The following is a 21360-nucleotide window of genomic DNA, read 5'->3' on the forward strand; positions in this document are numbered from 1 at the left end:
TTGACACACATGTCCGTTTCGGGTGAGATGCTTGAAAACGTATCCATGCAAATGGATACCCCCCGCACATCATCCGGGTCACCCGCCCGGGAGCGCGAAGGAATGTCATGGCATCCATCGTTCTGACCAATGTCGACAAGATCTACGCCGGTGGCGTTAAGGCTGTGAACGGGCTCAACCTTGAGATCAAGGATGGCGAGTTCATGGTGCTGGTCGGCCCATCCGGTTGCGGTAAGTCGACCGCGCTCCGGATGATCGCCGGTTTGGAGGACATCAGCGGTGGCGAGATCGCGATCGGCGAGAAGGTGGTCAACCACCTGCCGCCGAAGGACCGCGACATCGCCATGGTCTTCCAGAACTACGCGCTGTACCCCCACATGACGGTCGAGGAGAACCTCGCCTTCGGCCTCAAGCTTCGCAAGATGCCCAAGCCGGAGATCCAGAAGCGCGTCAACGAGGCCGCCAAGATGCTCGGCCTGGAGACGTACCTCAAGCGCAAGCCGGCCGCCCTGTCCGGTGGTCAGCGCCAGCGTGTCGCGATGGGCCGCGCCATCGTCCGCGAGCCCCAGGCGTTCCTCATGGACGAGCCGCTGTCGAACCTCGACGCCAAGCTCCGTGTCTCCATGCGCGCCTCCCTCAACCAGATGCACGAGCGCCTCGGCGTCACCACCGTCTACGTCACGCACGACCAGGTCGAGGCCATGACGCTGGGCGACCGCGTCTGCGTCCTGCGCGACGGCATCCTGCAGCAGGTCGACACGCCGCAGAACCTGTTCGACAAGCCGGTCAACCTGTTCGTCGCCGGCTTCATGGGCTCGCCCGCCATGAACTTCGTCACCGCCGAGCTGGTCCGCGACGGCGGCACCGCCGTCACGTTCGCCGACATCAAGCTGGAGATCCCGGAGTCGACGTTCAGCGACAAGCCGGGCCTCGACCAGTACATCGGCAAGCAGGTCATCCTCGGCATCCGCCCGTCCGACTTCGAGGACGCCGCGTCCGCCGGCCAGAACGCCAACGGCTGGGCCACGCTGGCCGTCAAGGCGGAGGTCACCGAGGAGCTCGGCTCCGAGATCAACGTCCTGTTCCTGATCGACGCCCCGCCGGTCGAGCACAAGGACACCGTCGCCGCCGCCGACACGGGCGACGACGAGGAGGCGGCGCTGCCGCTGGTGGGCGACAAGTCGCTGTGGACCGCCCGCGTGAACGCCCGCAGCCACGCCCGTCCGGGCTCGAGCCTCGACCTCGTGCTGGACACGCACAACCTGCACTTCTTCGACCCGACCTCCGGCCTGGCCATCGGCCACGAGGCGAACGTCGGCAAGTGATCTCCACCGAATCTCGGCCGTGAGCCCGCTCACGACCGGACTGGGCGTGAGTCCCCCTCACACCCGCCTGGGTGCGATCATCCCGCACCCGGACAGGGCCCCCACCGCGACCCCCTCCCGCGGCGGGGGCCCGCTTGCTTGTACGACCTCAGCGGTTGAATTTCGCCGCCGCGCTGCTCACCACCGTACGAGGGACGAATCTGCCGATCGCCGCGACCGCCTTGTACCGCAGGTCCGGAATCGACACCCGCTTGCCCAGGGCCAGGTCGCGCATGGCCGCGTTGACCACGTTGTCGGCCTTGAGCCACAGGAAGCGGGGGATGTGGGAGGTGTCCATGTACGCCCGGTCGTGGAACTCCGTCCGTACGAAGCCGGGACACAAGGCCATCACCTTGATACGCGGATTGCCCACCTCGGCCGCGGTCGCCTCGCTGAAGTTCACCACCCACGCCTTGGACGCGCTGTAGGTGCCGTGGACGAAGAACGCCGCGACGGAGGCCACGTTGATCACGCCGCCCCGGTTACGCTCCCTCATCCCGGGTAGCGCGGCGAGCGTCAGCCTCAGCACGGCCTCACAGTGGACCTTGAGCATGCGTAGCTCGTCCTCCACCGGCACCTCCAGGAACTTCTGGGGGTGGCCGAAGCCGGCGTTGTTCACCAGGAGATCGACTCCGTCGCGCAGCCGCGCCTCGACCCGGGCGAGGCCGTCGTCGGTGGCGAGATCGGCGGGCAGCGACTCGACGCTGACGCCGTACCTGAGCTTGAGCTGGTCCGCGATCTCGCCCAGCCGGGCCTCGTCGCGGGCCACCAGGACCAGGCTGAACCCGTCGGCGGCCAGCCGGCGGGCGAAGGCGGCGCCGATGCCGGCGGTCGCGCCCGTGATCAATGCGGTAGGCATGGCAGCACCTTAACGCCTCTCCCGTCACCGTCCGGTGGGGGTGTATTGCCGTGGTGGGGATTCTCGAGTGGACTGAGACCACAGCCCAGATCACGAGGAGCAGCGGTGAGCAGGCTTCGATTCGGCGTATTCATGGCCCGGAGTTCCAGGGCCAGGCACAGCCGACCCTGGACGCACGGGACCGCGCGAGCGCCGTCCGGGAAGAGCACGCCGAGGCGCAGCTCGCGGCGGTCGCGCACATGGCGGACAAGTATCAGTCCGAGGCGAACATCAAGGATTGAGCGGGGTCGCGCCTGGCTGGGACTGGGCGTCCGCCAGGCGCCGGGCGAGTTCGTCGCGTTCGCGGGTGATCTCGGCGAGTTCGTGCTGTAGCTCGATGATGCGACGGATGGCCGGCAGCGTCATGCCCTGGTCCATCATCGTCACCACTTCTTGGACGCGGCCGATCTCGTGGCGGCTGTAGCGGCGCTGTCCGCCCGCCGAGCGCTGGGGGGAGACGACCTGGTTGTCGTCGATGCGCCGCAGGAACGCCTGCTGTACGTCCAGCATGCTCGCCACCTGGCCGACAGTGAACAGGGCGGCGTGTTCGTCGTCCATGGGTAGTTTCATGACCGTTCCTCCTGTCGGAATGCGGGCGGCCCCGCCCGGTGGCGCACGTAGGGGCCGTACCGGGGCGGGGCCGTAGCCTGTCCAGGTGCAGGGGCGCTGCGTGGGCGGTCAGCTCTTGATCGCCTTGTGCGACTCGGTCGTGGTGCGCTGGATGGCCACCTTGCGTGGCTTGGCCTGCTCCAGGACCGGGATCCGCACCGCCAGCACGCCGTTGTTGTAGGCGGCCTCGATCGCGTTGGCGTCCAGGTGCTCGGACAGGTAGACCCGGCGTGTGAAGGAGCCCATCACTCGCTCCCGTACGAACACACGCTCGTCCTGCTCGTACTCCTCTTCGCGCCGCGCGGTCACCGACAGGACGCCGCGGTCGACGGTGACCTCGATGGAGTCGGGGTCGACGCCGGGCAGGTCGAACCGCAGCACCACATCGTCGGCGCGGCGGATTCCGTCCATCGGCATCGTCGCCCCGTTGCCCTGAGCGCCGGCTTGGCGGGCGAGACGGTCGAACTGACGCTCGAACTCCTGGATGAACGGGTCGATCGACGTGAGCAGCATCGCGCTTCACCTCCGAAGAACGCCCGGGGGCTCCTCGGTCCCCCGGATTACCTATCCTCCGTCCAAGAGGAAACCTACAGCTGGAATTATAAGTTTCCTCCGGGTGAAGTTGTCAACTGGTTGCGGCGGCGCCGATGGTCAGTGGCCCCCGGTCACTTCTCGCCGCGACCCCCACCGCCGCTGTCGTGCTTGCCGCGTCCGACCGCCTGCCTCGGCGACGGACGGCCTTCATGGCGAGCGCCGGGGGGCGACCGGTCGGACGCCCCCCGCGGAAAAGAGCTAGGCCACCTTCGAGGAGGGTGCCGCCCAGGTGTTGCACGAGCCAGGGTCGCCGGTGGCGAAGCCGCGCTTGGTCCAGGCGACGACGTTGGCCCTCTTGCCGTACCAGCGTGCCTCGCCGGGTGCGTCACCCTCCTGAATGCTCTGCAGGTAGGTCCAGTCCTTGGTGGTCCTGCCCTTCAGCGGCCAAACGCTCTTGATGAACGCGCCGGAGAGGCACTCGTTCTGGAGGTTGCCGCGCCGGCCCAGCTCCCGGCCCGCGGCTTTGGTGCGGGCCGGCACCACGTCCAAGGCGTCGGCGATCCCGACGAGCTTCTGGACGTGGTAGCCGTACATGTAGGTGACCGTGCTGAGCAGCCACATGTCGGAAGGGTCGTTGAGCCACGTCTTGCCGACCTGGAAGATCATCGTGTTGGTGCGGTCGCAGTAGTAGGTCAGGGAGTCGCCGCTGTCGGTCTTCATGCCGCAGTACGTCTTCGGGAGCTTGTCCACGTGCCGCACCTTGGGCTTGCTGAAGGGCAGGCCGGCGGCGGTGAGGTGCTGTTCCCAGGTGGTGTCGAGGCAGGCGACGATCGCGTCGATATAGGCACGAGCCAGCTTGCGGTTGTTGCGCTTGACCGGCGGCTCGTCACAGGTCGTGGCGGGCAGCGCGCCGGCCTCGTAGAGGGGGTTGGCGATCAGCTTGGGGTGTTTGACGGGGTCGGCCGCGGTCGTCGCGGCGGTGGCCGTACCGGTTAAGGAGAGCATCGACGCGACGGTCAGCGCCATGATCGGAAATTTTCTCACGAGGGGTGACAATAGGGCCGCTGGCGTGTTTTCGCATCATCAATTCCTTTGTATCCGTTCCTTCACTGTGCGTCGTCTCGATGGGGCCTGCCCGGGCGGGGGCCGGGAATGGCTGACCCAGGAGGCGCCGGAGTAACAAACACCGCTATTGACTCGCCAGCCACCAGCACTGTCACAAATACCCTTTATTGTCATGTGAAATGTTAGATATCAAAATCAGCGTCGTCATTCGGACGTCGGCGAAAATTAATTCCCTTACCCCTTCACATTGAAGCGGCGACCTCTCAAGATGAAAAAGTTCGCCAGAATCGCTTCATGGAAGGGAAGATTCATGAGTGCACGCTCAAGGCGCGCCGCAATTGTCGCTTTTGCGACATTGCTGGCAGTCTCGGGGTTGAGCGCGACCGCGACTGCGACGGCAGCACCTTCCCCTGCCGCATCCGCCACGGGGGCGGTGAACAAGTCCGACAGCAAGAGCATCCAGGCCCACTGGACCGCCGAACGCATGCGCGCGGCCACGCCGGAGCCGGTCGTGGCGGTCCCGGACGCGAAAGCGGCGCCGGAGCAGGTCAAGAACGTCCTGCCCAGCCGCTCGGCCGAGGGGTCGCTGCCGACCAGGAAGATCAGCCGGTCCGCCGGCCCGTCGGCCGGTCTGCTCGCCGGCCAGCGGGCCGAGCGCTGGGGGCGTCAGGGGAGCATGCCCGCCCTCACGATCGGCAAGATCTACTACACGCGCAATGACAACAGCTCCGGCTACTGCACCGGCAGCGTGATCAACGCCGCCAACAAGAACACGGTCTGGACGTCCGGCCACTGCGTGCACGCGGGGAGCGGTGGCGCGTCCGGCTGGTTCCGCGACTTCATCTTCGTCCCCGACGCCGACAACGGTCTAGAGCCTCAGGGCCGCTGGACCTGGCGATACGCCAACACGACCAACGGCTGGTTCAACAACCACAACTGGAGTTACGACATCGCGGCCATCGCCTTCAACCCGCAGCCGGCCCACGGCAACCTCCAGGACTGGACCGGCTCGCAGGGCTACAAGTTCAACCAGGGCCAGGCGTGGACCGGCATCAACGCCTTCGGTTTCCCGCAGGACGGCTACCAGCGCACCGACTTCACCGGCAACGACCTGTGGTACTGCTTCGGCAACGTCACCCGCGCCAGCTCCTCCGACGACCGTATGCACATGAACAACGACATGTTCCACGGCTCCAGCGGCGGCCCCTGGCTGCAGGACCTCCAGCTGAGCCGAGGCTGGGGCTACATCATCGGCGCCAACAGCCACCGGGACGTCGACGCCAACCAGAACCCCACCAATATCGTCTACAAGTCGCCCTACCACGGTGACGGGGCTGTCAACGTTTATAACGATGTAACAGCCCACTAATCACGATAAAAGAAGCGAGGGGCTTAACGGCCCCTCGCTTTTCGTCATCCCGGGCTGGCCTCATTCATGCGCTCCTTGGTCCAGTGGGACGCGATGTCCTGCGGAGCGCGCGTATTTTGGACCCCCGTCGCCGCTTCGTCGGGAGCGGGAGAACGGAAAATCACGACCACCGTCGCCGCGGCCACGAGGGCCGCGGCGGCTGCCACAAGTGCGATGGCTTTACGCCTCATACCGCCATCGTACGACCAAGCGCCCCGATCGATGGCGGAGAGGTTATGCGCGGTGATATGTCCGGTTAGGGATGGACAGGAGCTCTACGCGCTCAGCCGCCAAGGTCCCGTCTATCGGATCGACCCCGTCTGACGGCTTCGATCAGATCCTCGACCTGATTGTTCAGCCGCGAGCCACGGGTCCAGCCCGCGTAGTGGGTGAGGAAGACCACGACCTCCCGCAGTTCGCTCTCACTCAGGTCGCCCGCGCGCAACGCGGCGTCGAGTCGCACCTCCAGTTGGTCGTCGATGCCCTGCCCGACGAGCAGGCCGAGCAAGAGCAGGTGGCGCTCCTTGGCCGAGAGGACGCCGCGCGACCAGAGGTCGGCGAACGCCCGCTCCGCCGTCATGCCGAAGCTGTCCACTGTCTCCATGGCCGGTTCTGTCATTGTCCGCTCCGGGTAGCAGGGATCCCTCTATCTTTCGCTACTTTGCCGGTTGAACCAATGGGGGCACGCCAACGTAGTGCGGACGTCCGCTCCGAGCGGATCTGTAACAACTGAAGCCAAGGTACGGCCAAGATTTGGTCAAGATTTATCACCGTACACTCGGCCTCATTCCGCATGAAAGCGGGCACAACAACTCCGTTGGTCCGTAAAGCGGAGGTAAGCCCTGGTGAACAAGACACGGGCTTGGATCGCGCTCATGACCGCGATCGTCATGCTGTCAGCGTGCGGGCAGCCGGATTTCACCTACGTACGTGACAGGGAAGGCACCACCTACTTCAAGGTGCCGTCCTCCTTCAGCCAGCTCAACGCCTATCCGATCGAACTCTCCCTGTCGGGCGACCATCCGAACTCGGAGGCGGCCCGGCTGCGGCGCGAGCGGGTCTGGTCCACGGCCTTCGACCAGTCCGCGCAGCCGTCCGTCGCGCACCTGCTCAGCTCGACGGATCCGTTCATCTACGCCACCGTGCACAAGCTCACCGACGAGCAGCGGGACGGGATGTCGCTGGATCGGCTGCGTGACTTCATCCTGCCGGTGACCGCGCAGATCCGCGCGATGTACCTGTCCAAGGCGACCGAGGCCGGGCGGCAGCCGCTGTTCAACCGGTTCGAGTCGATCAGCGATCAGATCCTCCAGCTGGACCGTGGTGCCAGGGGAGTACGGGTTCGCTTCAACTACCAGATCGGCGGCGACGTCCAGACCTTCGACCACACCGCCATCCTCGACGAGCAGGGAGCCACGGTCTCCGTGATGCTCATCGGCTGCCAGGCGATCTGCTTCCGAGCTCGCGCGGCCGAGTTCGACAAGATCGAGCAAACCTTCAAGCTGCTCCGGCTGCCCGGATGAGGGAGCGTCATTGACCACGACCACGCATCACGGCGGGCTGCGCGCGCCCGGTAGCGGCCCATCCGATCCCGAAGCCGTGACCAGGAAGAAGATGCGGTTCTGGGATCGCAGCAAGTTCCTCATCGGGCTGGTCCTCGCCTTCCTCGTCCTCACCTGGAAGGTGATGGCCGACTACGAGGGCATCGTGTCGTTCGGCGAGGCCATGCGGGCCATCGCGTACGCCTATCAGTGGATCTTCTGGCTGCTGGGCGTGGAGGCGCTGCGGCAGCTCCACTTCTTCGTCAGCGAGCGGTGGTCGGCCTACCACCGCTTCTGGAGCCACCGTGTCTTCGGCGGGTTCGAGCGGTGGTCCCACCGGCGCTTCGACGACTGGACCAGGTATCGCTTCTCCCGCGCCGCGAAGATCGTTTTCTGGGTGGTGCTGATCGCGCTGGTGCTCGGCGCGGTGCTCGAAACCAGCCCGTTCCTCGCCCTGTTCAGCGCGCCCGCGCTGATCTGGAAGGCGATGCCGTTCCTGATCCAGATCGTGTTCCTGTTCTTCGTGGTCATCATCCAGTTCGTCGGCCTGTTCTGGTTCCTGTCCAGAGGCGGCGTCGAGACGTACTTCCCCGACGACATCAAGACCCGCTTCTCCGACGTCTGGGGACAGGACCACGTCGTCGAACGCGTCCAGGAGAACATCGTCTTCCTGGAGCGGCCCGACGAGATCGAGAAGCGCGGCGGGTACGTGCCCAGCGGCCTGCTGCTGTGGGGGCCGCCGGGCACCGGCAAGACGCTGATGGCCGAGGCGGTGGCCGGCGAGACCGGCAAGCCGTACGTGTTCGTCGACCCCGGCGCCTTCACGAACATGTTCATGGGCATCGGCATTCTCAAGGTCAAGACGCTCTTCAGGAAGCTGCGCAAGCTCGCGCTCAGGTACGGCGGGGTGATCGTCTTCTTCGACGAGGCCGACTCGCTCGGCAAGCGCGGCCGGCTCGCCCAGCAGGGCCCGCAGGGGCAGGGCGGCGGCGGTTTCTCCGGCTGTCACGGCGCCAACTATCTGTCCGAGGAGACCCGCTCGGTGCTCGCCTTCCGCGCCCGGCGGGAGGTGGAGGAGCCGGAGACCCGCAACCGCTTCTTCATGGGCGGCGGCGGCATGAACAGCGGCGACCCGGGCACCCTGCAGGCCCTGCTCACCGAGCTGTCCGGGCTCAAGAAGCCGCGCGGCTTCTTCAACCGCCTGGTCAGACGGCTGCTCGGGATGCGACCCAAGCCGCCGCCCAAGTTCCGCATCCTCGTCATGATGGCCACCAACCGGCCCGACGCGCTCGACGAGGCGCTGCTGCGTCCCGGCCGCATCGACCGCATCTACAAGGTCGGTTACCCCTCCAAGGCCGGACGGGTCCGCACGTACCAGGGCTATTTCGACAAGGTCGACCACGAGCTGACCGAGCAGCAGATCGACAAGCTCGCCACCATCACCCCGTACGCGACGGGTGCCACGATCAAGGACCTGGTGAACGAGTCGCTGATCACCGCGATCCGCGACGGCCGGGAGGTCATCTCCTGGTCGGACGTCCTGCGCGCCAAGCGGCTCAAGCAGCTCGGCCCGCCCGAGGACGTCGAGTACATCGAGCGGGAGCGGCACGCCGTGGCCGTGCACGAGGCGTGCCACGCCGTGGTGGCCTACGTGACCCGCTTCCACCTGGAGATCGACATCGCCACGATCGAGAAGGGCGCCGACTACCTGGGCATGGTCGCCTCGATCAAGCCCGAGGACCAGTTCACCCGGTGGAAGTCCGAGTACGAGGCCGACATCATGGTCTCGCTCGCCTCTCTGGCGGGGGAGCGGATGTTCTTCGGCGAGGACAACTCCTCCGGGGTCTCCAGCGACCTGCACTCGGCGACGTTCCTGACGGCGCTCATGGAGTCGTACTGGGGGATGGGCTCGGGCGTCACCTCCCTTCCCGCGCTGCAGGAACTGGAGATCCACGGCGGCAAGGCGATGCCACGGCGCGGCGGTGGTGGCGGCCCGATCGGCATCACCGAGCGGGAGCCGAGCCGGGGCCAGGCCGAGCTGGCGCCTGACGTGCTGGGCGAGCGGATCGAGTTCAACCTGGTCCGGCTGCTGGAGAAGACCGAGCGGCTGCTGGAGGAGCATCGCCGGGACGTGCTCTGCCTCGCGCACGCGCTGGAGACGCACAAGACGCTCAACGGCGACGACGTGGTGGCGATCATCGAGCGGGCGACCGGGCCGCTCATCGACGGCACGATCTACGCCTCCGACGAGCTGTACCAGGAGTTGGAGGAGTACCACCGGGACGCGGCCAGGGCGCACAAGGAGCACAGCCGGATCGAGCGCGACCTGCCTGGGCAGGCGGAAGAGCCTGCCTACCAGCCCAACGGCCAGACCGCCGGGTGGCCGGTCGGGCCGGTTCTTCAACCCGAGCCGGTAGGGACTGCCCTGGCCGCCGAGCCCGTGGTGGTGACCGCCGAGATCGTCGCCGAGCCGGGCCGGCCCGAGTTCGTGCCGTGGGCGCCTGACCCCGCGCCCGTCTACGCGGCGCCGTCGCCCCAGCCGGTCGAGCCGCCGCCACCCAGGCGCCGGGCGTGGGTCGTCGTCGCCAGCCTGCTGGCGCTCGTCGTGCTCGCGCTCCTCACCGGCCTGGTCCTGACGGGCGCGACCCCGGTCGCCGGGATGGCCTCGCCCGGACTGCTGCTCGTCCTGTTCGTGGTCGTGGTGGCGGTGATCGTGGGCGCGGGCCTGGCGCTCATCGCCATCAAGGCCGTACGAGCGGCGCAGGCCAAGGCGGAACACGAACGCGACCAGGCCCACGCCAGGGCGCAACTGCTGGCCGCCGCGATGGACCCCGACACGGCCATGCGGCTGCTCGGCTACGACGGCAGAGGAACGGACAGGAGGCCCTAGACCCGTATATCCAGCCGGCCGATCGGCTCGACCAGCTCCTCCTCTTCATAGGTGAAGTGCGAGGACAGGACGGCGGCCAGCTGCTCGGCCTCGGCCCGTACCCGGTCGAGGCCGGTGTCGCCGGCCACCAGGTCCACACACGCCTGGTCGAGCCGGGTCAGCAGCCCGGCGATGACCTCGTGCTCCTCCTTGAGCTTTTCGATCACCGGCCCGAGTGAGCCGTCGCGCTCGAGTATCGCCGGGTACATGGCCTCGTCCTCGATCGTGTGATGGACGGTCAGCAGCCGGCAGAACGTCGCGCAGAACGCGCCCAGCGTCCAGTAGTTCTGGCGCATGGTCAGCTGGTTGATCACCGAGCGCAGGGCGGCCGCGTCGAGGGCGCCCGCGGCGACCTGGTCGAGCGCGTCCAGGACCTGCCGCATCTCCTGGCGGTAGCCGTTGTGCACGTCGATCAGGTGCCGGCCGAGCTGCCGCTGTCCCGGCGTGAGAGCCTCGGGATCGTGCTTGTGGCCGCGTGGCCTGCGCGCCTCGTCGAGGTCGGTCACTGTCACTGGCGCTCCAGCCCGGCGGCCTCCGGCGCGGACCACAGGTCGTACATGAAGATCCCCCCATTTTGTAATAAATGATCTTATAGCCCGGTGGACTCTCCGTACTGATTAACACGACGTTCACATTCGGGCAAAAACCGGGAAACGGTTGACCGCAAGACTCGGCGTGGCTGTGAGACACCCTGAAAGGACCGACGTGAGCTACAAGGCTGAGTACATCTGGATCGATGGCACCGAGCCCACCGCCCTGCTGCGCTCGAAGACCAGAATCCTGGCTGACGGAGCCGAGCCGCCGGTCTGGGGTTTCGACGGTTCCAGCACCAACCAGGCCGAGGGTCACTCCTCGGACCGCGTGCTCCGTCCGGTCTTCACCTGTCCCGACCCGATCCGTGGCGGTTCCAGCGTGCTGGTCCTGTGCGAGGTCGAGGAGATCGACGGCGCCCCGCACAAGAGCAACACCCGCGCCCTGCTCCGCCCGATCGCCGAGCAGTTCGCCGACCAGGACTCCTGGTTCGGCATCGAGCAGGAATACACCTTCTTCAAGGGCAGCCGCCCGCTGGGCTTCCCCGAGGGCGGCTTCCCCGCCCCGCAGGGCCCCTACTACTGCGGCGTGGGCGCCGACGCGATCTTCGGCCGCGAGATCGTCGAGCTCCACCTCGACCGCTGCCTCGCCGCCGGCCTCGCGATCTCCGGTATCAACGCCGAGGTCATGCCGGGTCAGTGGGAGTTCCAGGTGGGCCCGGCCGGTCCGCTGGAGGTCTCCGACCACATGTGGATCGCCCGCTGGCTGCTCTACCGTACGGCTGAGGAGTTCGGCGTGGAGGCCACCCTCGACGCCAAGCCCGCCCGTGGCGACTGGAACGGCGCCGGCGCGCACACCAACTTCTCCACCAAGGCGATGCGCGAGGGCTACGAGCCCATCATCACCGCGTGCGAGGCCCTCGGTGAGGGTGACAAGCCGATGGAGCACATCACCCAGTACGGCGTGGGCATCGAGAGCCGCCTGACCGGCGCCCACGAGACCGCCCCGTGGAACAAGTACAGCTACGGCGTCTCCAACCGCGGCGCCTCCGTACGCATCCCGTGGCAGGTCGAGGTGGACAAGAAGGGCTACATCGAGGACCGCCGCCCCAACGCCAACGTCGACCCCTACGTGGTCACCCGCCTGCTGGTCAACACCTGCTGCTCGGCCCTGGAGAAGGCCGGCCAGGTCTGATCTCGGTAAGCGAGTAGAGAGGAACGCGGGCACCCCCGATATGGGGCCCGCGTTCCTCCGTCTCTCACGCCAGGCGGGACTGGTAGACCCTGCGGGCCTCCTCCACGACCGCCAGGTAGTCGGCGCTCACCCGGTTCCTGATGAGCTCTTCGAGCAGTTCCAGCCAGCGCAGGCAGAACGTCACATCCTCTTCCCTGGCCACCCGGCGGCCCTCGACGTCGAGGTAGACCGGGCTGGTGTGCGCCCGTACCTGCCCGCCGCCCTCGGCGACCGCCACCACATAGGTCGGCCAGATCACGGTCAGCTCCGCCGCCACCTCACCGGTCGGGCCCGCGGCCAGCTCGCCGTCGGCGGTCAGCAGCCGTACGTTCTCCACCAGCGGCCCGATCACCCGCCCGACGACGCGCACCCTGCTGCCGGGGGCCAGGTCGAGGGTGGCGCCGGGGCCGTGGCCCTCGATGGACAGCTCGAGGAAGGGGCCGGTTGTGGCGAACGTGCGGCCGCACCGTACCGCGTCGGCGTAGGACTCGGCGGTCAGCGGCCCGGTTACGTGCGCATAGGTGCGTTCGCGGCCGATCGGCCCGAGCCGATGGCCCGTACCGGCTACGGCGGCGACGCGGTTGCCCGCGCCGATCAGCCTGCGGTAGGCGCGGTCCGAGCCGATCGCCGAGCAGAAGCTGTCGACCAGGCCGAGCGCCGCGTCGACCACCGACAGCCGCGCGTCGTAGCCCGGATCGCCGTCGCCGACGAGCTGCTCGGGTGTCTCGACCGGACCGCGGAAGGCGTTGGCGTAGCCGATGAGCGCGCCTCGTTCGCGCAGCTTGCGGACGTTGTCGTAGCCCTCCTCGGGGCCGAGCGCGTGGTGGGCGAGATCCACCCTGGCCACGTGCGTCTCGTCCGACCACGGCAGATCGCGCCCCGACCAGCGCTCGACGGCGTCCTGGTCACCCGGCAGCAGGTTGATCACGTGCAGGTCCTCGCCGTGCTGCGAGTCGGCCACCCACTGGGACGGCCGGTTGAGGGGGACGTCGAGGTCGGCGCCGTACCAGCACGGCTGGTTGAGGGGGACGTGGAGGTCGGCGCCGTACCAGCCGCGGGCCGCCGCGTCGTAGATGCGGCGCGGCGCCAGTTCGACCAGCGTCTCGCCGTCGCCCGGCACGAGGGTCGTCTCCGCCCAGTCGTACTCCATGCCTCTGGCCGCCCTGACCGTCAGCGGTTCGCGTGGGACGTCGAGCACCAGGTCGTCGCCGTGGAAGTACGGCAGGCCGTCGAGGTCGCGGGCCGGCGGCGTGTCGCGCGGGAACCAGCCCTTGCCGTCGGCGCTCCAGACGCTCCAGCGGCAGGGGAAGCCGGCCCGCAGCCGGATCGTCTGCTGGGCGGTTTGTTGAGCAGCCCCTTGGGTCGTCCGTCGGGCAGTCCGCGCCTTGGTCGACGGCACCGTGGTGGTCGGCGCCTCGGTTAATGGTGTCGGATCGTCACGCATCGGCTTCTCCCTGTAATCGAAGGCGCCGTTATCGTGACACGACCATCACCCGCCGGGAAGCGCGTGCTTCCCGGCGGGGTGGTTTTCTTCCCTCAAAGTAGAAGGACCTAGAGCCGGAAGTTCATATCCGGTGCGATGTCCGCGACGTCCATCTGGGCTTTCTGCAGGTGGCCGGAGTGGTCCCAGTTCATCGCCTGCCAGCGGGTGAACTGGTCGAGCACCCACATGCCGGACTGGCGGCTGCCGTTGCCGGACTTGCCGTTGCCGCCGAAGGGCAGGTGCGCCTCGGCGCCGGACGTCGAGTTGTTGACGCTGACCATGCCGGCGGAGATGCCCTCGCGGAACTTCCACGCGTGGCGGGCGTCGGTGGTGTAGATCGAGCTGGACAGGCCGTAGCCGGGCAGGTTGGCCAGCTCGATGGCCTCGTCGATCGTCTCGAAGGTCGTCACGCCCACGATGGGCCCGAACGTCTCCTCCAGGAACAGCTGGTCGGTCGCCTTGACGCCATCGACCACGACGGGGTGGTAGTAGAGGCCGCCGTCGCCGGTGAAGTCGCGGCGCGGGGCGTCGTCAGTAATTTTCCCGATATTTCCGGACACGACGCGGTGGTGGGGCTGGATCCAGGTCAGGTACTCCTCGTACCGATCCGCGAACTTCTGGTCCAGCAGCGGGCCCGCCAGCACGTCCTGCTCCGGGTCACCGATCTTGGCGTTCTGTACGGCCTGGGCGAACCGCTCGACGAACTCATCGTGCACGCTCTCATGCACGATGACCGTGCCCAGGCTGGTGCAGCGCTGACCGGCCGTACCGAAGCCGGAGAACAGCGCCCCCTCGACGGCCAGATCGAGATCGGCGTCCGGCATGATCACCATCGGGTTCTTCCCGCCCAGCTCCAGGCAGGCCGCCTGCAGATGCCGCCCGGTGAGCTCCCCGATCTTCCTGCCGACCTCGCTGGACCCGGTGAACCCGACCTTGTGCACCGTGCCCTCCTCAAGGGCCAGCTCCAGCCCCTGGAAGGTCTGGACGCCGTCGGCGAACACGATGTTCAGCACCCCGTCGGGCAGCCCGGCGGCGGCGAACAGCTGGTACATCGCATGCGCGGACGCCGCCGCGTACTCGGCTGGCTTCCACACCACGGCATTGCCGCAGAGCAGCGCCGGAACCAGATACCAGGACGGCACCGCGACCGGGAAGTTGCCGGCGGTGATCACCGCCGCCACGCCTACCGGGTTACGGAAGGTGAAAAGCTTCTTGTCCGGCATCTCCGACGGCACGGTCTGCCCGTACAGCCGACGGCCCTCGCCGAGGAAGAAGTCACACGTGTCAACGATCTCCCGCACCTCACCCAGGGCTTCGGCGTACGGCTTGCCGATCTCCCGGGTGACCAGGTGGGCCAGCGCCTCGGCATTGGCCTCGACCAGCCGCCCGATCGACGCGATCACCCGCCCCCTCACCGGAGCCGGCACCTTGGCCCACTCCCGCTGCGCCTCCTTGGCGGTGCGGCAGGCGTCGGCGAAGGTCTGGGCATCGACCAGGCCGACGCGGGCGACGACCTCGGCGATGCGTGCGGGGTTGGTCGATTCGTACGTGTCGGTGCCGACGGCATCCTTGCCACCCACAACGGAGACGATCTGACGAGTCACCGGAGCCTCCTCATTTGGTCCTCAGCCACAGCCCATCATCCCTCAAGCACGGACTTCGCTGCGCTCAGGCTGTTTCCCCTGCTCGCAATCATGGGCTTCGCTGCGCTCAGGCGGTTTTCCCAGCTGAACAGGCATGGCCTTCGCTGCGCTCAGACTGTGCTCATTGGGGCTCCGCCCCGGCGAGGGGCCCCGGCCCCTCGTGCTCCCCGGGGGTTGACCGTCTGGGGCCAGGAAGTGCCTGGCAAGGTCATCAGCACGTCCTTTGACCGGCGGGCCCTCTCAGGGCGCAGGTGGCGGCTTGCGTCGCGCTGCTCGCCGAGCGCTACACTGTGAACAAAAAACCAATCTGTTCATATGGAGATACTGTGCCATCGGCATTCTCCGCGGAAGAGCGGTCGCGGATCACCGAGCAGCTACTCGACACCGCCACCCGCCTCTTCTCGACCCAAGGGTTGCGCAAGACGTCCCTGGAAGAGCTGACCGCTCCTGCGGGCATCGCCAAGAGTTCGCTGTACGCCTTCTTCGCCTCGAAGGAAGACCTGTACTTCGAGGCGATGCTGAGGCAGAGCGAGGAGGTACGGCGGCGCGTGATCGACGAAGGCCTCAACCGCGGCAGTGACACTCGCGACGCGCTGCGGCGCTTCCTGCACGCCACCGTCGCCGAACTCGACACCAATCCGCTCTACCGCCGCTTGATGTCCCACCCCCAGGAAATGGCCGCTGTCGCGGCCAAGCTCACCCCTGAGCGCATGGCCGCCGCGGCGGGCGGCCCGATGGCCGACCTGCTCCAGTTCCTCAACACCCATCTGGAAGGCGACCCTCAGATACTGCTAGGCGTCCTGCGCGCGGTCCTGCTTACCCCGCTGCACGCCGAACAGCTGGGCGCCGAGATTTACCCGGCCGTGATGGACCGCCTGATCGACGCGGTCACAGAAGGGATCACCACATGCTGAACGGCCTGCCCTACCTGTCGGCCGGTGAAGGATCGCCCCTGGTCGTCCTGCTCTACACCCCGCAAGCGGCCAACCCGACGGGCCTGGCGCGCTGGTCCACGATGCGGATGGTACGACCGTTCACCAAGGAATTCACCGTCTATGTTGTCAACCGCCCGCCAGGGCTGCCACCGACCACGACGATGCCCGACCTCGCCGCCGTCTATGCGCAAGCGATCAAAACCACCTTCGAGGGCCCGGTGAACATGCTGGCCATCTCCACCGGCGGCTCCATCGCCCTGCAACTCGCCGCCGACCATCCCGACCTGGTCGACCGCCTGGTCCTCGCGGGCACGGCCTGCACTCTCGGCCCGGTCGGCAAGCGAGCCCAGCGCGCCTACATCGAACGCGCACGCCAAGGCAGGCGGCCAAGCCCCGCGCTGGCCGAGATCGTCACCGAATCGGCCACTGGGCAAAGACTGCTCAAAGGCCTGCTGTGGCTGTCAGACAGCGGCCAGAAAGACCACGCGGACGCCGTCACCGTGCTCAACGCCGAGGACGGCTTCGACCTGTGCGGCCGGTTGCACGACATCAAGGCGGCCACGCTGCTGATTCAGGGAGGAAAGGACCTCGTCTACCCGCTGGAGCTGGCCCGGCGGACGGTCGAGGGCATCCCCGGCGCTCAACTCGTCGTCTACCCAGGCCGCAGCCATAGCGGAACATTCACCGACAAGCGCTTCGCCCCCGACGCGCTGGCCTTCCTGACAGGTACTTGATCACAGCCGGCCATCGTCCGCACCGAGCGCGCCGAGAACCAAGCGCCCACAGACTGAGCACCAAGCCGGTCAGGGGGTGTCTTCGGATTTCTTCCCCCGAGCTTTGCCGGCGGTGGCCAGGAGGTAGGTCAGGGCGAGGATGGCCAGGGCGGTGGCGGTGGTGTACATGGTCGTGGTGCCCGAGGAGATAGTCAGTCCGCCGAGGAGGGTTCCGGCGCCGATGCCCACGTAGATGGCGGAGGAGTTCAGAGCCACGACCAGCGGAGCCTCGTGGGGGGCGACGGCGATCAGCCGGTGCTGTTGCGGCGGTGTCTGGCACCAACTGCCCGCGCCCCAGGCCATGGCGAGTAGGCCGACCATGGCCAGGGAGGTGGTGTGGGTGGCGGCCATCGCGCCGAGAAGGCCCAGGCCCGCGGCCATCGTCAGGTAGCCGGTGGTCAGGACGCGGACGCTGCCCCAGCGGTCGGTGGCGTATCCGGCGGTGAGATTGCCGGCGACGGCGCCCACCCCGTACAGGGCCAGGACCCAGACGGTGGCCGAGGGGCTGATCCCGACGGCGTACAGGGCGGGGACGCTGTAGGCGTACACCGTGTAGGCGGCTGCCATGCCGAGCACGGTCAGCGGGAGAATGGCGCGGACTGCGGGGTTGCCCAGGACGGACAGTCGGGTGCGTAGCGGGACCGGCGGGTTGGCGGGCAGGGTGGGCAGCAGGAGGGCCACGCCGATCGCGGTGATCAGGCAGAGGCCGGCGACCAGCGTGAGGGCGGAGCGCCAGCCCAGCCAGTGGCCCGCCAGGTCGCCGAGCGGCACGCCGAGTGCGGTGGCGATGGTCAGCCCGCCGATGACCACGGCCAGCGCTCGGGCTCGTCGTTCCGGGTGTACGAGGGTGGCGGCGACGGCGCCCGCGTTCGGGGTGAACGCGGCGGCTCCTGCGGCGGCGGCGATCCGGGAGGCCATCAGCAGCGCGAAGTCAGGGGCCATGGCGGAGCCGAGGTTGGCCAAGCCCAGGATGAGCAGGGCGGTGACCAAGAGCGCGCGGCGTGGGGCGCGGGCGGTCGCGGTGGCCAGGAGCGGGGACAGTAAGGCGTAGGCCGCGGCGAAGACCGTGACGGCCTGTCCGGCCGTGGCGGTGGATATGTCGAGGTCGGCGGCGGTGCTGGGCAGGAAGCCTGCCATGACGAAGGCGTCGGTGCCCACGGAGAAGGTGCCCAGGGCCAGGACCAGGACCGGGCCCAGTCCGCCCTGCCGGAATGGGCGCTGGTGGGCCGCCCTGCCCCGGCCGACACGATCGGTAGGTGCGGCGGCTTGGCCGCCCATTATCGAGACATTTGGCATCCCGATTCTCCTTCGTAAGAGAGCCTGGCCGATCGGCCAGGCTGTGTTGTCAGTCGTAAGAGAGCCCGGCCGATTGACCGGGCCGAGCCGTCAGCTGCCGAGCCGCTGGTGGAAGCGTTGTACTCGGCGGGGGGCGCCGGCAGGGCTGGCGGCGATGAGGTCCGCGAGCGTCTGAGCGGCCAGCTCTCGCCGCCAGGCCAGCTCGGCGCGGCGCATCGCGGTGGCGATGCCGCATGGACGCTCGAACTCCCGGGCCGGGGTCTCCGCGCCGGCGCCGCGCTGCCGGATCTCGGTGCAGCGGAACGCCTCGGCCGACCCTTCGATCGCGCTCACGACGTCCATGAGCGTGATGCGCTCGGGCGTACGGGCCAGGCGGTAGCCGCCGCGCGCGCCTGGGGTGGACGCCAGGATGCCCGCCCGGACCAGCGGCTGTAGCCGCTTCTTGAGGTAGGCGGGCGGGAGTTCGAAGATCTCCGCCAGTTGGCTCGTGGCCACGGGAGCCTGTTCTTCCAGCCATGCCAGTGCCAGACAGCAGTGCAGGCCCCACTCGACGCCCTCGCCCATGAACATATCAGGGATATTACATGTCCCGATTCGCCGGCCTCGTCGCGGATGCGGGCGCATGTCCCGGAACGGGTCCGGGGCGCGATCAATTAACCGGCGAAGGGCGATATAGGGCGGTTTCGCGGCGACAGGGGACGATCGGTCAGCTGATCCAGCGCGCCGGCTGTCCGGTCAGGCGGGAGATGGTGTCGAAGTCGGCGTCCGCGTGCAGCACGGTGAGCTTGTGGTGCCGGGCCGTTACCGCCATGAGCAGATCGACCGGCGAGGCGCATTGGTGCCAGCCCTTGTCGGCGAGTTCGCGCTGCAACTCGCCGGTCTCGTTCCAGGCCGATTCGGGGATGAAGTAGTACGGAAAGGTCTCGTGGAGGAGATTGCCGACCTCATAGAAGGCGGGTCGGCCGCCGACGGCGCGAAGATACTCCTGTCTGACCGGCTCACAGATGCCGACGAGCCCGGCGGAGACGGTCTGGTCCCATTCTGTCCCGACCTGGCGGCGGTAGAAGCGGACCAATGCGCTGGTGTCGATGAGGTAGAGCTCCGTCACGCCACGCCCTGTTGCGCGCTGTCACCCTTGTCGATGACGGAGAAGTCGATCTCTCCAGCGGCCACCATCTCGCGCATGCGAGCCACGGCCGCCGCCCGTCTGCGTCGGTCGACGATCTCTCGTAGGGCGGCGTTGACCGTGTCCTTCTTGGACGAGGTGCCGAGGAGCTTCGCGGCCTCGGCCAAGGCTTCGTCGTCGAGGTCGATCAGGGTCTTGGTCATGACACCACCTCGCCTGTATATACGAATCAGAATTAGTATATCAGCAGCGGGCTTTTGTGGCCGTTCGCCGCAACGGCTCGCCCTGCGGACCATCGCGATCGGCGTGGATGTCGACGTGTGGTGATCGAGTGAGAAGCGGCAGGTCGACAGAATCGGCTACTGGACGTGCGGATACCGGGCTACCGATATCTGTTGACGGACGCCGCGACGAGCTTGGCCGCTCGATCGGCAGTGGCGTGACCGGGCTGCCGGGCAGAGACGTCGATGACCACCGAGACGTTCAACAGGCGGAAGGCGGTGTGGGTTTGGTAGGGCGCGAACCCCCAGGTGCGCCGTTGGGAATAGCTGTACGCCTCGTCGCCGACCTTCGGCCCTTTGCGGAGCTTGGTCCCCGGGTTGCGCTTCGGTTCGTCCTTCATGTACTTGACCAGGCCCTCGTAGTAGAGACCGGCTGCCGAGGCATTGGGCAGACGGAACGCCATGACGCGCAGGCCGGTGCCGTCCGCCGCGGACCAGCCGCAGGAAGAGTCGAGCACGTACTGGCGCTTCATCGCAGTGCCGAACAGCGAGCGCGTCTGGGCGTTGGTCAGCAGGTCACATGCCTCGAAGTCGCGGGTGATCAGCGGTGTGGCCGTCGTCGGCGACGACGGGCTGAACCTCGGTGTCGCGGAGTAGGTGGTCCGGGGTGTGAGCGCGTAGCCGAGTAGGCGGACGATGTTCGGAAACAGGATCGGCACGACCACGACCCCCGCTGCCACGGTCAGCACCACCGCCAGCGCGGCCCCCACGAGGACCTGGGGTCGGACGAGTCGAGGCGGGCGCTGAGGCGAGCGGCCCGGCAAGGTCCGCTCTTGTCTCGGAGCCGGGCCCGTCGCGGGATCTCCGCGCGAGATGGCCTCCAGCCACCCGGCCACCTCGTCCGGGGGACAGCGGCGTTCCGGGTCCTTGTCCAGGATCGCGGCCAGCACGGGGGCGAGCGGGCCGGCCAGACGGAAGGGGGCAGGCTCCTGCATCAGCACCGCGGCCAGCACCGCGGCCTCGTTCGGGCGGGCGAACGGCGGGCCGCCCTCCACCGCCGTGAACAGGGTGGCGCCGAGCGACCACAGGTCGGCGAGCGGGCCGTCGGCCTCACCTCGCAGACGCTCCGGGGCGATGTAGCCCGGCGAGCCGGTCAGCATCCCCGTCTGCGTGAGCCCGGTGTCTCCGGCGACGGTCGCGATGCCGAAGTCGGTCAGCAGCACCCGTCCGTCGTCGGTGAGCATGACGTTGGCGGGTTTGACGTCCCGGTGCAGGATGCCCGACGCGTGCGCCGCCGTGAGGGCGTCGAGCATCCGCAGGCCGATTTCGGCCACCCGGTGCGGCGGCAGCGGGCCGTCGTCGCGTACGGCCCGGTCGAGGGAGCGGCCGCGGACCAACTCCATGACGATCCACGGCCGGTCGTCGTCGAGGACCACATCGTGCACGGTGACGATGGACGGGTGGGAACGCAGCGTCGCCGCGGCGCGCGCCTCACGGAGTGTGCGTTCGGTCAGCTCGGCTCGCGATGCCTCGTCGAGGTCCGACGGGAGCCGCACCTCCTTGATGGCCACTTCCTGACGAAGGAGCTCGTCCGTCGCCCGCCAGACCGTGCCCATGCCGCCCTGGCCGAGCTGCGACAGCAGCCGGTAGCGACCCGCGAGCCGCCTCACAGTGCCATTGCCGACGTTCCGGACTTTCCGACCATCCGTCGTCTCCTGTCGATATCCGGCTCAGCGCGGGCACATCAGATAGTAAAGGGATCGGGTCGCGA

At 67.9% G+C, this 21360-nt stretch carries 22 protein-coding genes; 8 read left to right on the top strand and 14 right to left on the bottom strand.

The genetic code is table 11. The features are described from left to right. Window positions 1-107 precede the first annotated feature (107 nt). Window positions 108-1325 carry a sn-glycerol-3-phosphate ABC transporter ATP-binding protein UgpC gene (ugpC, locus tag AB0B64_RS07980; protein WP_357941363.1) on the top strand — a complete coding sequence of 406 codons (1218 nt, stop codon included), beginning with the start codon at window positions 108-110 and terminating at the stop codon, window positions 1323-1325. A gap of 148 nt (window positions 1326-1473) precedes the next feature. Here ugpC and AB0B64_RS07985 read toward each other — a convergent pair whose 3' ends face one another. Then, window positions 1474-2223 carry an SDR family oxidoreductase gene (locus AB0B64_RS07985; RefSeq protein WP_358175563.1) on the bottom strand — a complete coding sequence of 250 codons (750 nt, stop codon included), beginning with the start codon at window positions 2221-2223 and terminating at the stop codon, window positions 1474-1476. Window positions 2224-2273: 50 nt separating this feature from the next. On the opposite strand from AB0B64_RS07985, the gene AB0B64_RS07990 reads away from it, so the two are divergent. Continuing rightward, window positions 2274-2504: a hypothetical protein gene (locus tag AB0B64_RS07990; protein WP_358175566.1), complete on the top strand. Its 231-nt coding sequence runs from the start codon at window positions 2274-2276 to the stop codon at window positions 2502-2504. Here the strand turns inward: AB0B64_RS07990 and AB0B64_RS07995 are convergent. The 4 genes from AB0B64_RS07995 to AB0B64_RS08010 form a co-directional block, all read right to left on the bottom strand. Then, on the bottom strand, window positions 2494-2832 hold the full coding sequence (locus AB0B64_RS07995; RefSeq protein ID WP_357941369.1) for a MerR family transcriptional regulator: 339 nt from the start codon (window positions 2830-2832) through the stop codon (window positions 2494-2496). The two genes, AB0B64_RS07990 and AB0B64_RS07995, sit on opposite strands and share 11 nt — an antisense overlap. A 108-nt stretch (window positions 2833-2940) precedes the next feature. Continuing rightward, window positions 2941-3384, bottom strand: coding sequence for an Hsp20/alpha crystallin family protein (locus AB0B64_RS08000; protein ID WP_357941371.1), 444 nt, complete (start codon window positions 3382-3384; stop codon window positions 2941-2943). 279 nt (window positions 3385-3663) lie between these two features. Beyond that, the gene (locus AB0B64_RS08005) at window positions 3664-4449 is read right to left on the bottom strand and encodes a neutral zinc metallopeptidase (RefSeq protein ID WP_358175569.1); all 786 of its coding nucleotides are present in this window, start codon (window positions 4447-4449) and stop codon (window positions 3664-3666) included. A gap of 255 nt (window positions 4450-4704) precedes the next feature. Continuing rightward, window positions 4705-4911, bottom strand: a complete 207-nt coding sequence (locus AB0B64_RS08010; protein ID WP_357941375.1) for a hypothetical protein — start codon at window positions 4909-4911, stop codon at window positions 4705-4707. Here AB0B64_RS08010 and AB0B64_RS08015 point away from each other — a divergent pair. After that, complete coding sequence (locus AB0B64_RS08015) at window positions 4904-5839, top strand: hypothetical protein (protein ID WP_357941377.1); 936 nt, start codon at window positions 4904-4906, stop codon at window positions 5837-5839. The two genes, AB0B64_RS08010 and AB0B64_RS08015, sit on opposite strands and share 8 nt — an antisense overlap. A gap of 322 nt (window positions 5840-6161) precedes the next feature. Here AB0B64_RS08015 and AB0B64_RS08020 read toward each other — a convergent pair whose 3' ends face one another. Next, complete coding sequence (locus AB0B64_RS08020; RefSeq protein WP_358175572.1) at window positions 6162-6482, bottom strand: carboxymuconolactone decarboxylase family protein; 321 nt, start codon at window positions 6480-6482, stop codon at window positions 6162-6164. Between the two features lie 241 nt (window positions 6483-6723). On the opposite strand from AB0B64_RS08020, the gene AB0B64_RS08025 reads away from it, so the two are divergent. Both AB0B64_RS08025 and AB0B64_RS08030 read left to right on the top strand, forming a co-directional pair. Then, window positions 6724-7401, top strand: a complete 678-nt coding sequence (locus AB0B64_RS08025; protein ID WP_358175575.1) for a hypothetical protein — start codon at window positions 6724-6726, stop codon at window positions 7399-7401. A gap of 10 nt (window positions 7402-7411) precedes the next feature. Next, window positions 7412-10309, top strand: a complete 2898-nt coding sequence (locus AB0B64_RS08030; protein ID WP_358175578.1) for an AAA family ATPase — start codon at window positions 7412-7414, stop codon at window positions 10307-10309. Here the strand turns inward: AB0B64_RS08030 and AB0B64_RS08035 are convergent. Next, window positions 10306-10860, bottom strand: a complete 555-nt coding sequence (locus AB0B64_RS08035) for a hemerythrin domain-containing protein (RefSeq protein WP_357941385.1) — start codon at window positions 10858-10860, stop codon at window positions 10306-10308. The two genes, AB0B64_RS08030 and AB0B64_RS08035, sit on opposite strands and share 4 nt — an antisense overlap. Before the next feature lie 193 nt (window positions 10861-11053). Between AB0B64_RS08035 and glnII the strand changes: the two genes are divergently transcribed. Next, window positions 11054-12073: a glutamine synthetase gene (gene glnII / locus AB0B64_RS08040; RefSeq protein WP_357941387.1), complete on the top strand. Its 1020-nt coding sequence runs from the start codon at window positions 11054-11056 to the stop codon at window positions 12071-12073. 64 nt (window positions 12074-12137) lie between these two features. On the opposite strand, the gene AB0B64_RS08045 is transcribed toward glnII, so the two are convergent. Together AB0B64_RS08045 and AB0B64_RS08050 are read right to left on the bottom strand one after the other, a co-directional pair. Beyond that, window positions 12138-13556 carry a CehA/McbA family metallohydrolase gene (locus AB0B64_RS08045; RefSeq protein ID WP_357941389.1) on the bottom strand — a complete coding sequence of 473 codons (1419 nt, stop codon included), beginning with the start codon at window positions 13554-13556 and terminating at the stop codon, window positions 12138-12140. A gap of 107 nt (window positions 13557-13663) precedes the next feature. Further along, window positions 13664-15199, bottom strand: a complete 1536-nt coding sequence (locus AB0B64_RS08050; protein ID WP_358175581.1) for an aldehyde dehydrogenase family protein — start codon at window positions 15197-15199, stop codon at window positions 13664-13666. Window positions 15200-15564: 365 nt separating this feature from the next. Between AB0B64_RS08050 and AB0B64_RS08055 the strand changes: the two genes are divergently transcribed. Together AB0B64_RS08055 and AB0B64_RS08060 are read left to right on the top strand one after the other, a co-directional pair. Further along, window positions 15565-16152 (top strand): TetR/AcrR family transcriptional regulator, encoded by a 588-nt coding sequence (locus AB0B64_RS08055; protein ID WP_358175584.1) that lies wholly within the window; start codon window positions 15565-15567, stop codon window positions 16150-16152. Next, complete coding sequence (locus tag AB0B64_RS08060) at window positions 16146-16907, top strand: alpha/beta hydrolase (RefSeq protein ID WP_357941395.1); 762 nt, start codon at window positions 16146-16148, stop codon at window positions 16905-16907. The genes AB0B64_RS08055 and AB0B64_RS08060 overlap by 7 nt, the downstream gene beginning before the upstream one ends. 69 nt (window positions 16908-16976) lie before the next feature. Here AB0B64_RS08060 and AB0B64_RS08065 read toward each other — a convergent pair whose 3' ends face one another. The 5 genes from AB0B64_RS08065 to AB0B64_RS08085 form a co-directional block, all read right to left on the bottom strand. After that, window positions 16977-18242: an MFS transporter gene (locus AB0B64_RS08065; RefSeq protein ID WP_358175586.1), complete on the bottom strand. Its 1266-nt coding sequence runs from the start codon at window positions 18240-18242 to the stop codon at window positions 16977-16979. Between the two features lie 90 nt (window positions 18243-18332). After that, a complete protein-coding gene (locus AB0B64_RS08070) occupies window positions 18333-18812 on the bottom strand; it encodes an Rrf2 family transcriptional regulator (RefSeq protein ID WP_357941399.1) in 480 nt (159 codons plus the stop codon). Between the two features lie 136 nt (window positions 18813-18948). Continuing rightward, a complete protein-coding gene (locus AB0B64_RS08075) occupies window positions 18949-19350 on the bottom strand; it encodes a PIN domain nuclease (protein WP_357941401.1) in 402 nt (133 codons plus the stop codon). Next, on the bottom strand, window positions 19347-19571 hold the full coding sequence (locus AB0B64_RS08080) for a type II toxin-antitoxin system VapB family antitoxin (RefSeq protein WP_225289512.1): 225 nt from the start codon (window positions 19569-19571) through the stop codon (window positions 19347-19349). The genes AB0B64_RS08075 and AB0B64_RS08080 overlap by 4 nt, the downstream gene beginning before the upstream one ends. A 179-nt stretch (window positions 19572-19750) precedes the next feature. Continuing rightward, window positions 19751-21259 carry a serine/threonine-protein kinase gene (locus tag AB0B64_RS08085; protein WP_357941403.1) on the bottom strand — a complete coding sequence of 503 codons (1509 nt, stop codon included), beginning with the start codon at window positions 21257-21259 and terminating at the stop codon, window positions 19751-19753. Window positions 21260-21360 lie beyond the last annotated feature (101 nt).

Origin of the sequence: Nonomuraea sp. NPDC049129 (assembly GCF_040648495.1) — a bacterium.
Lineage (GTDB): Bacteria > Actinomycetota > Actinomycetes > Streptosporangiales > Streptosporangiaceae > Nonomuraea.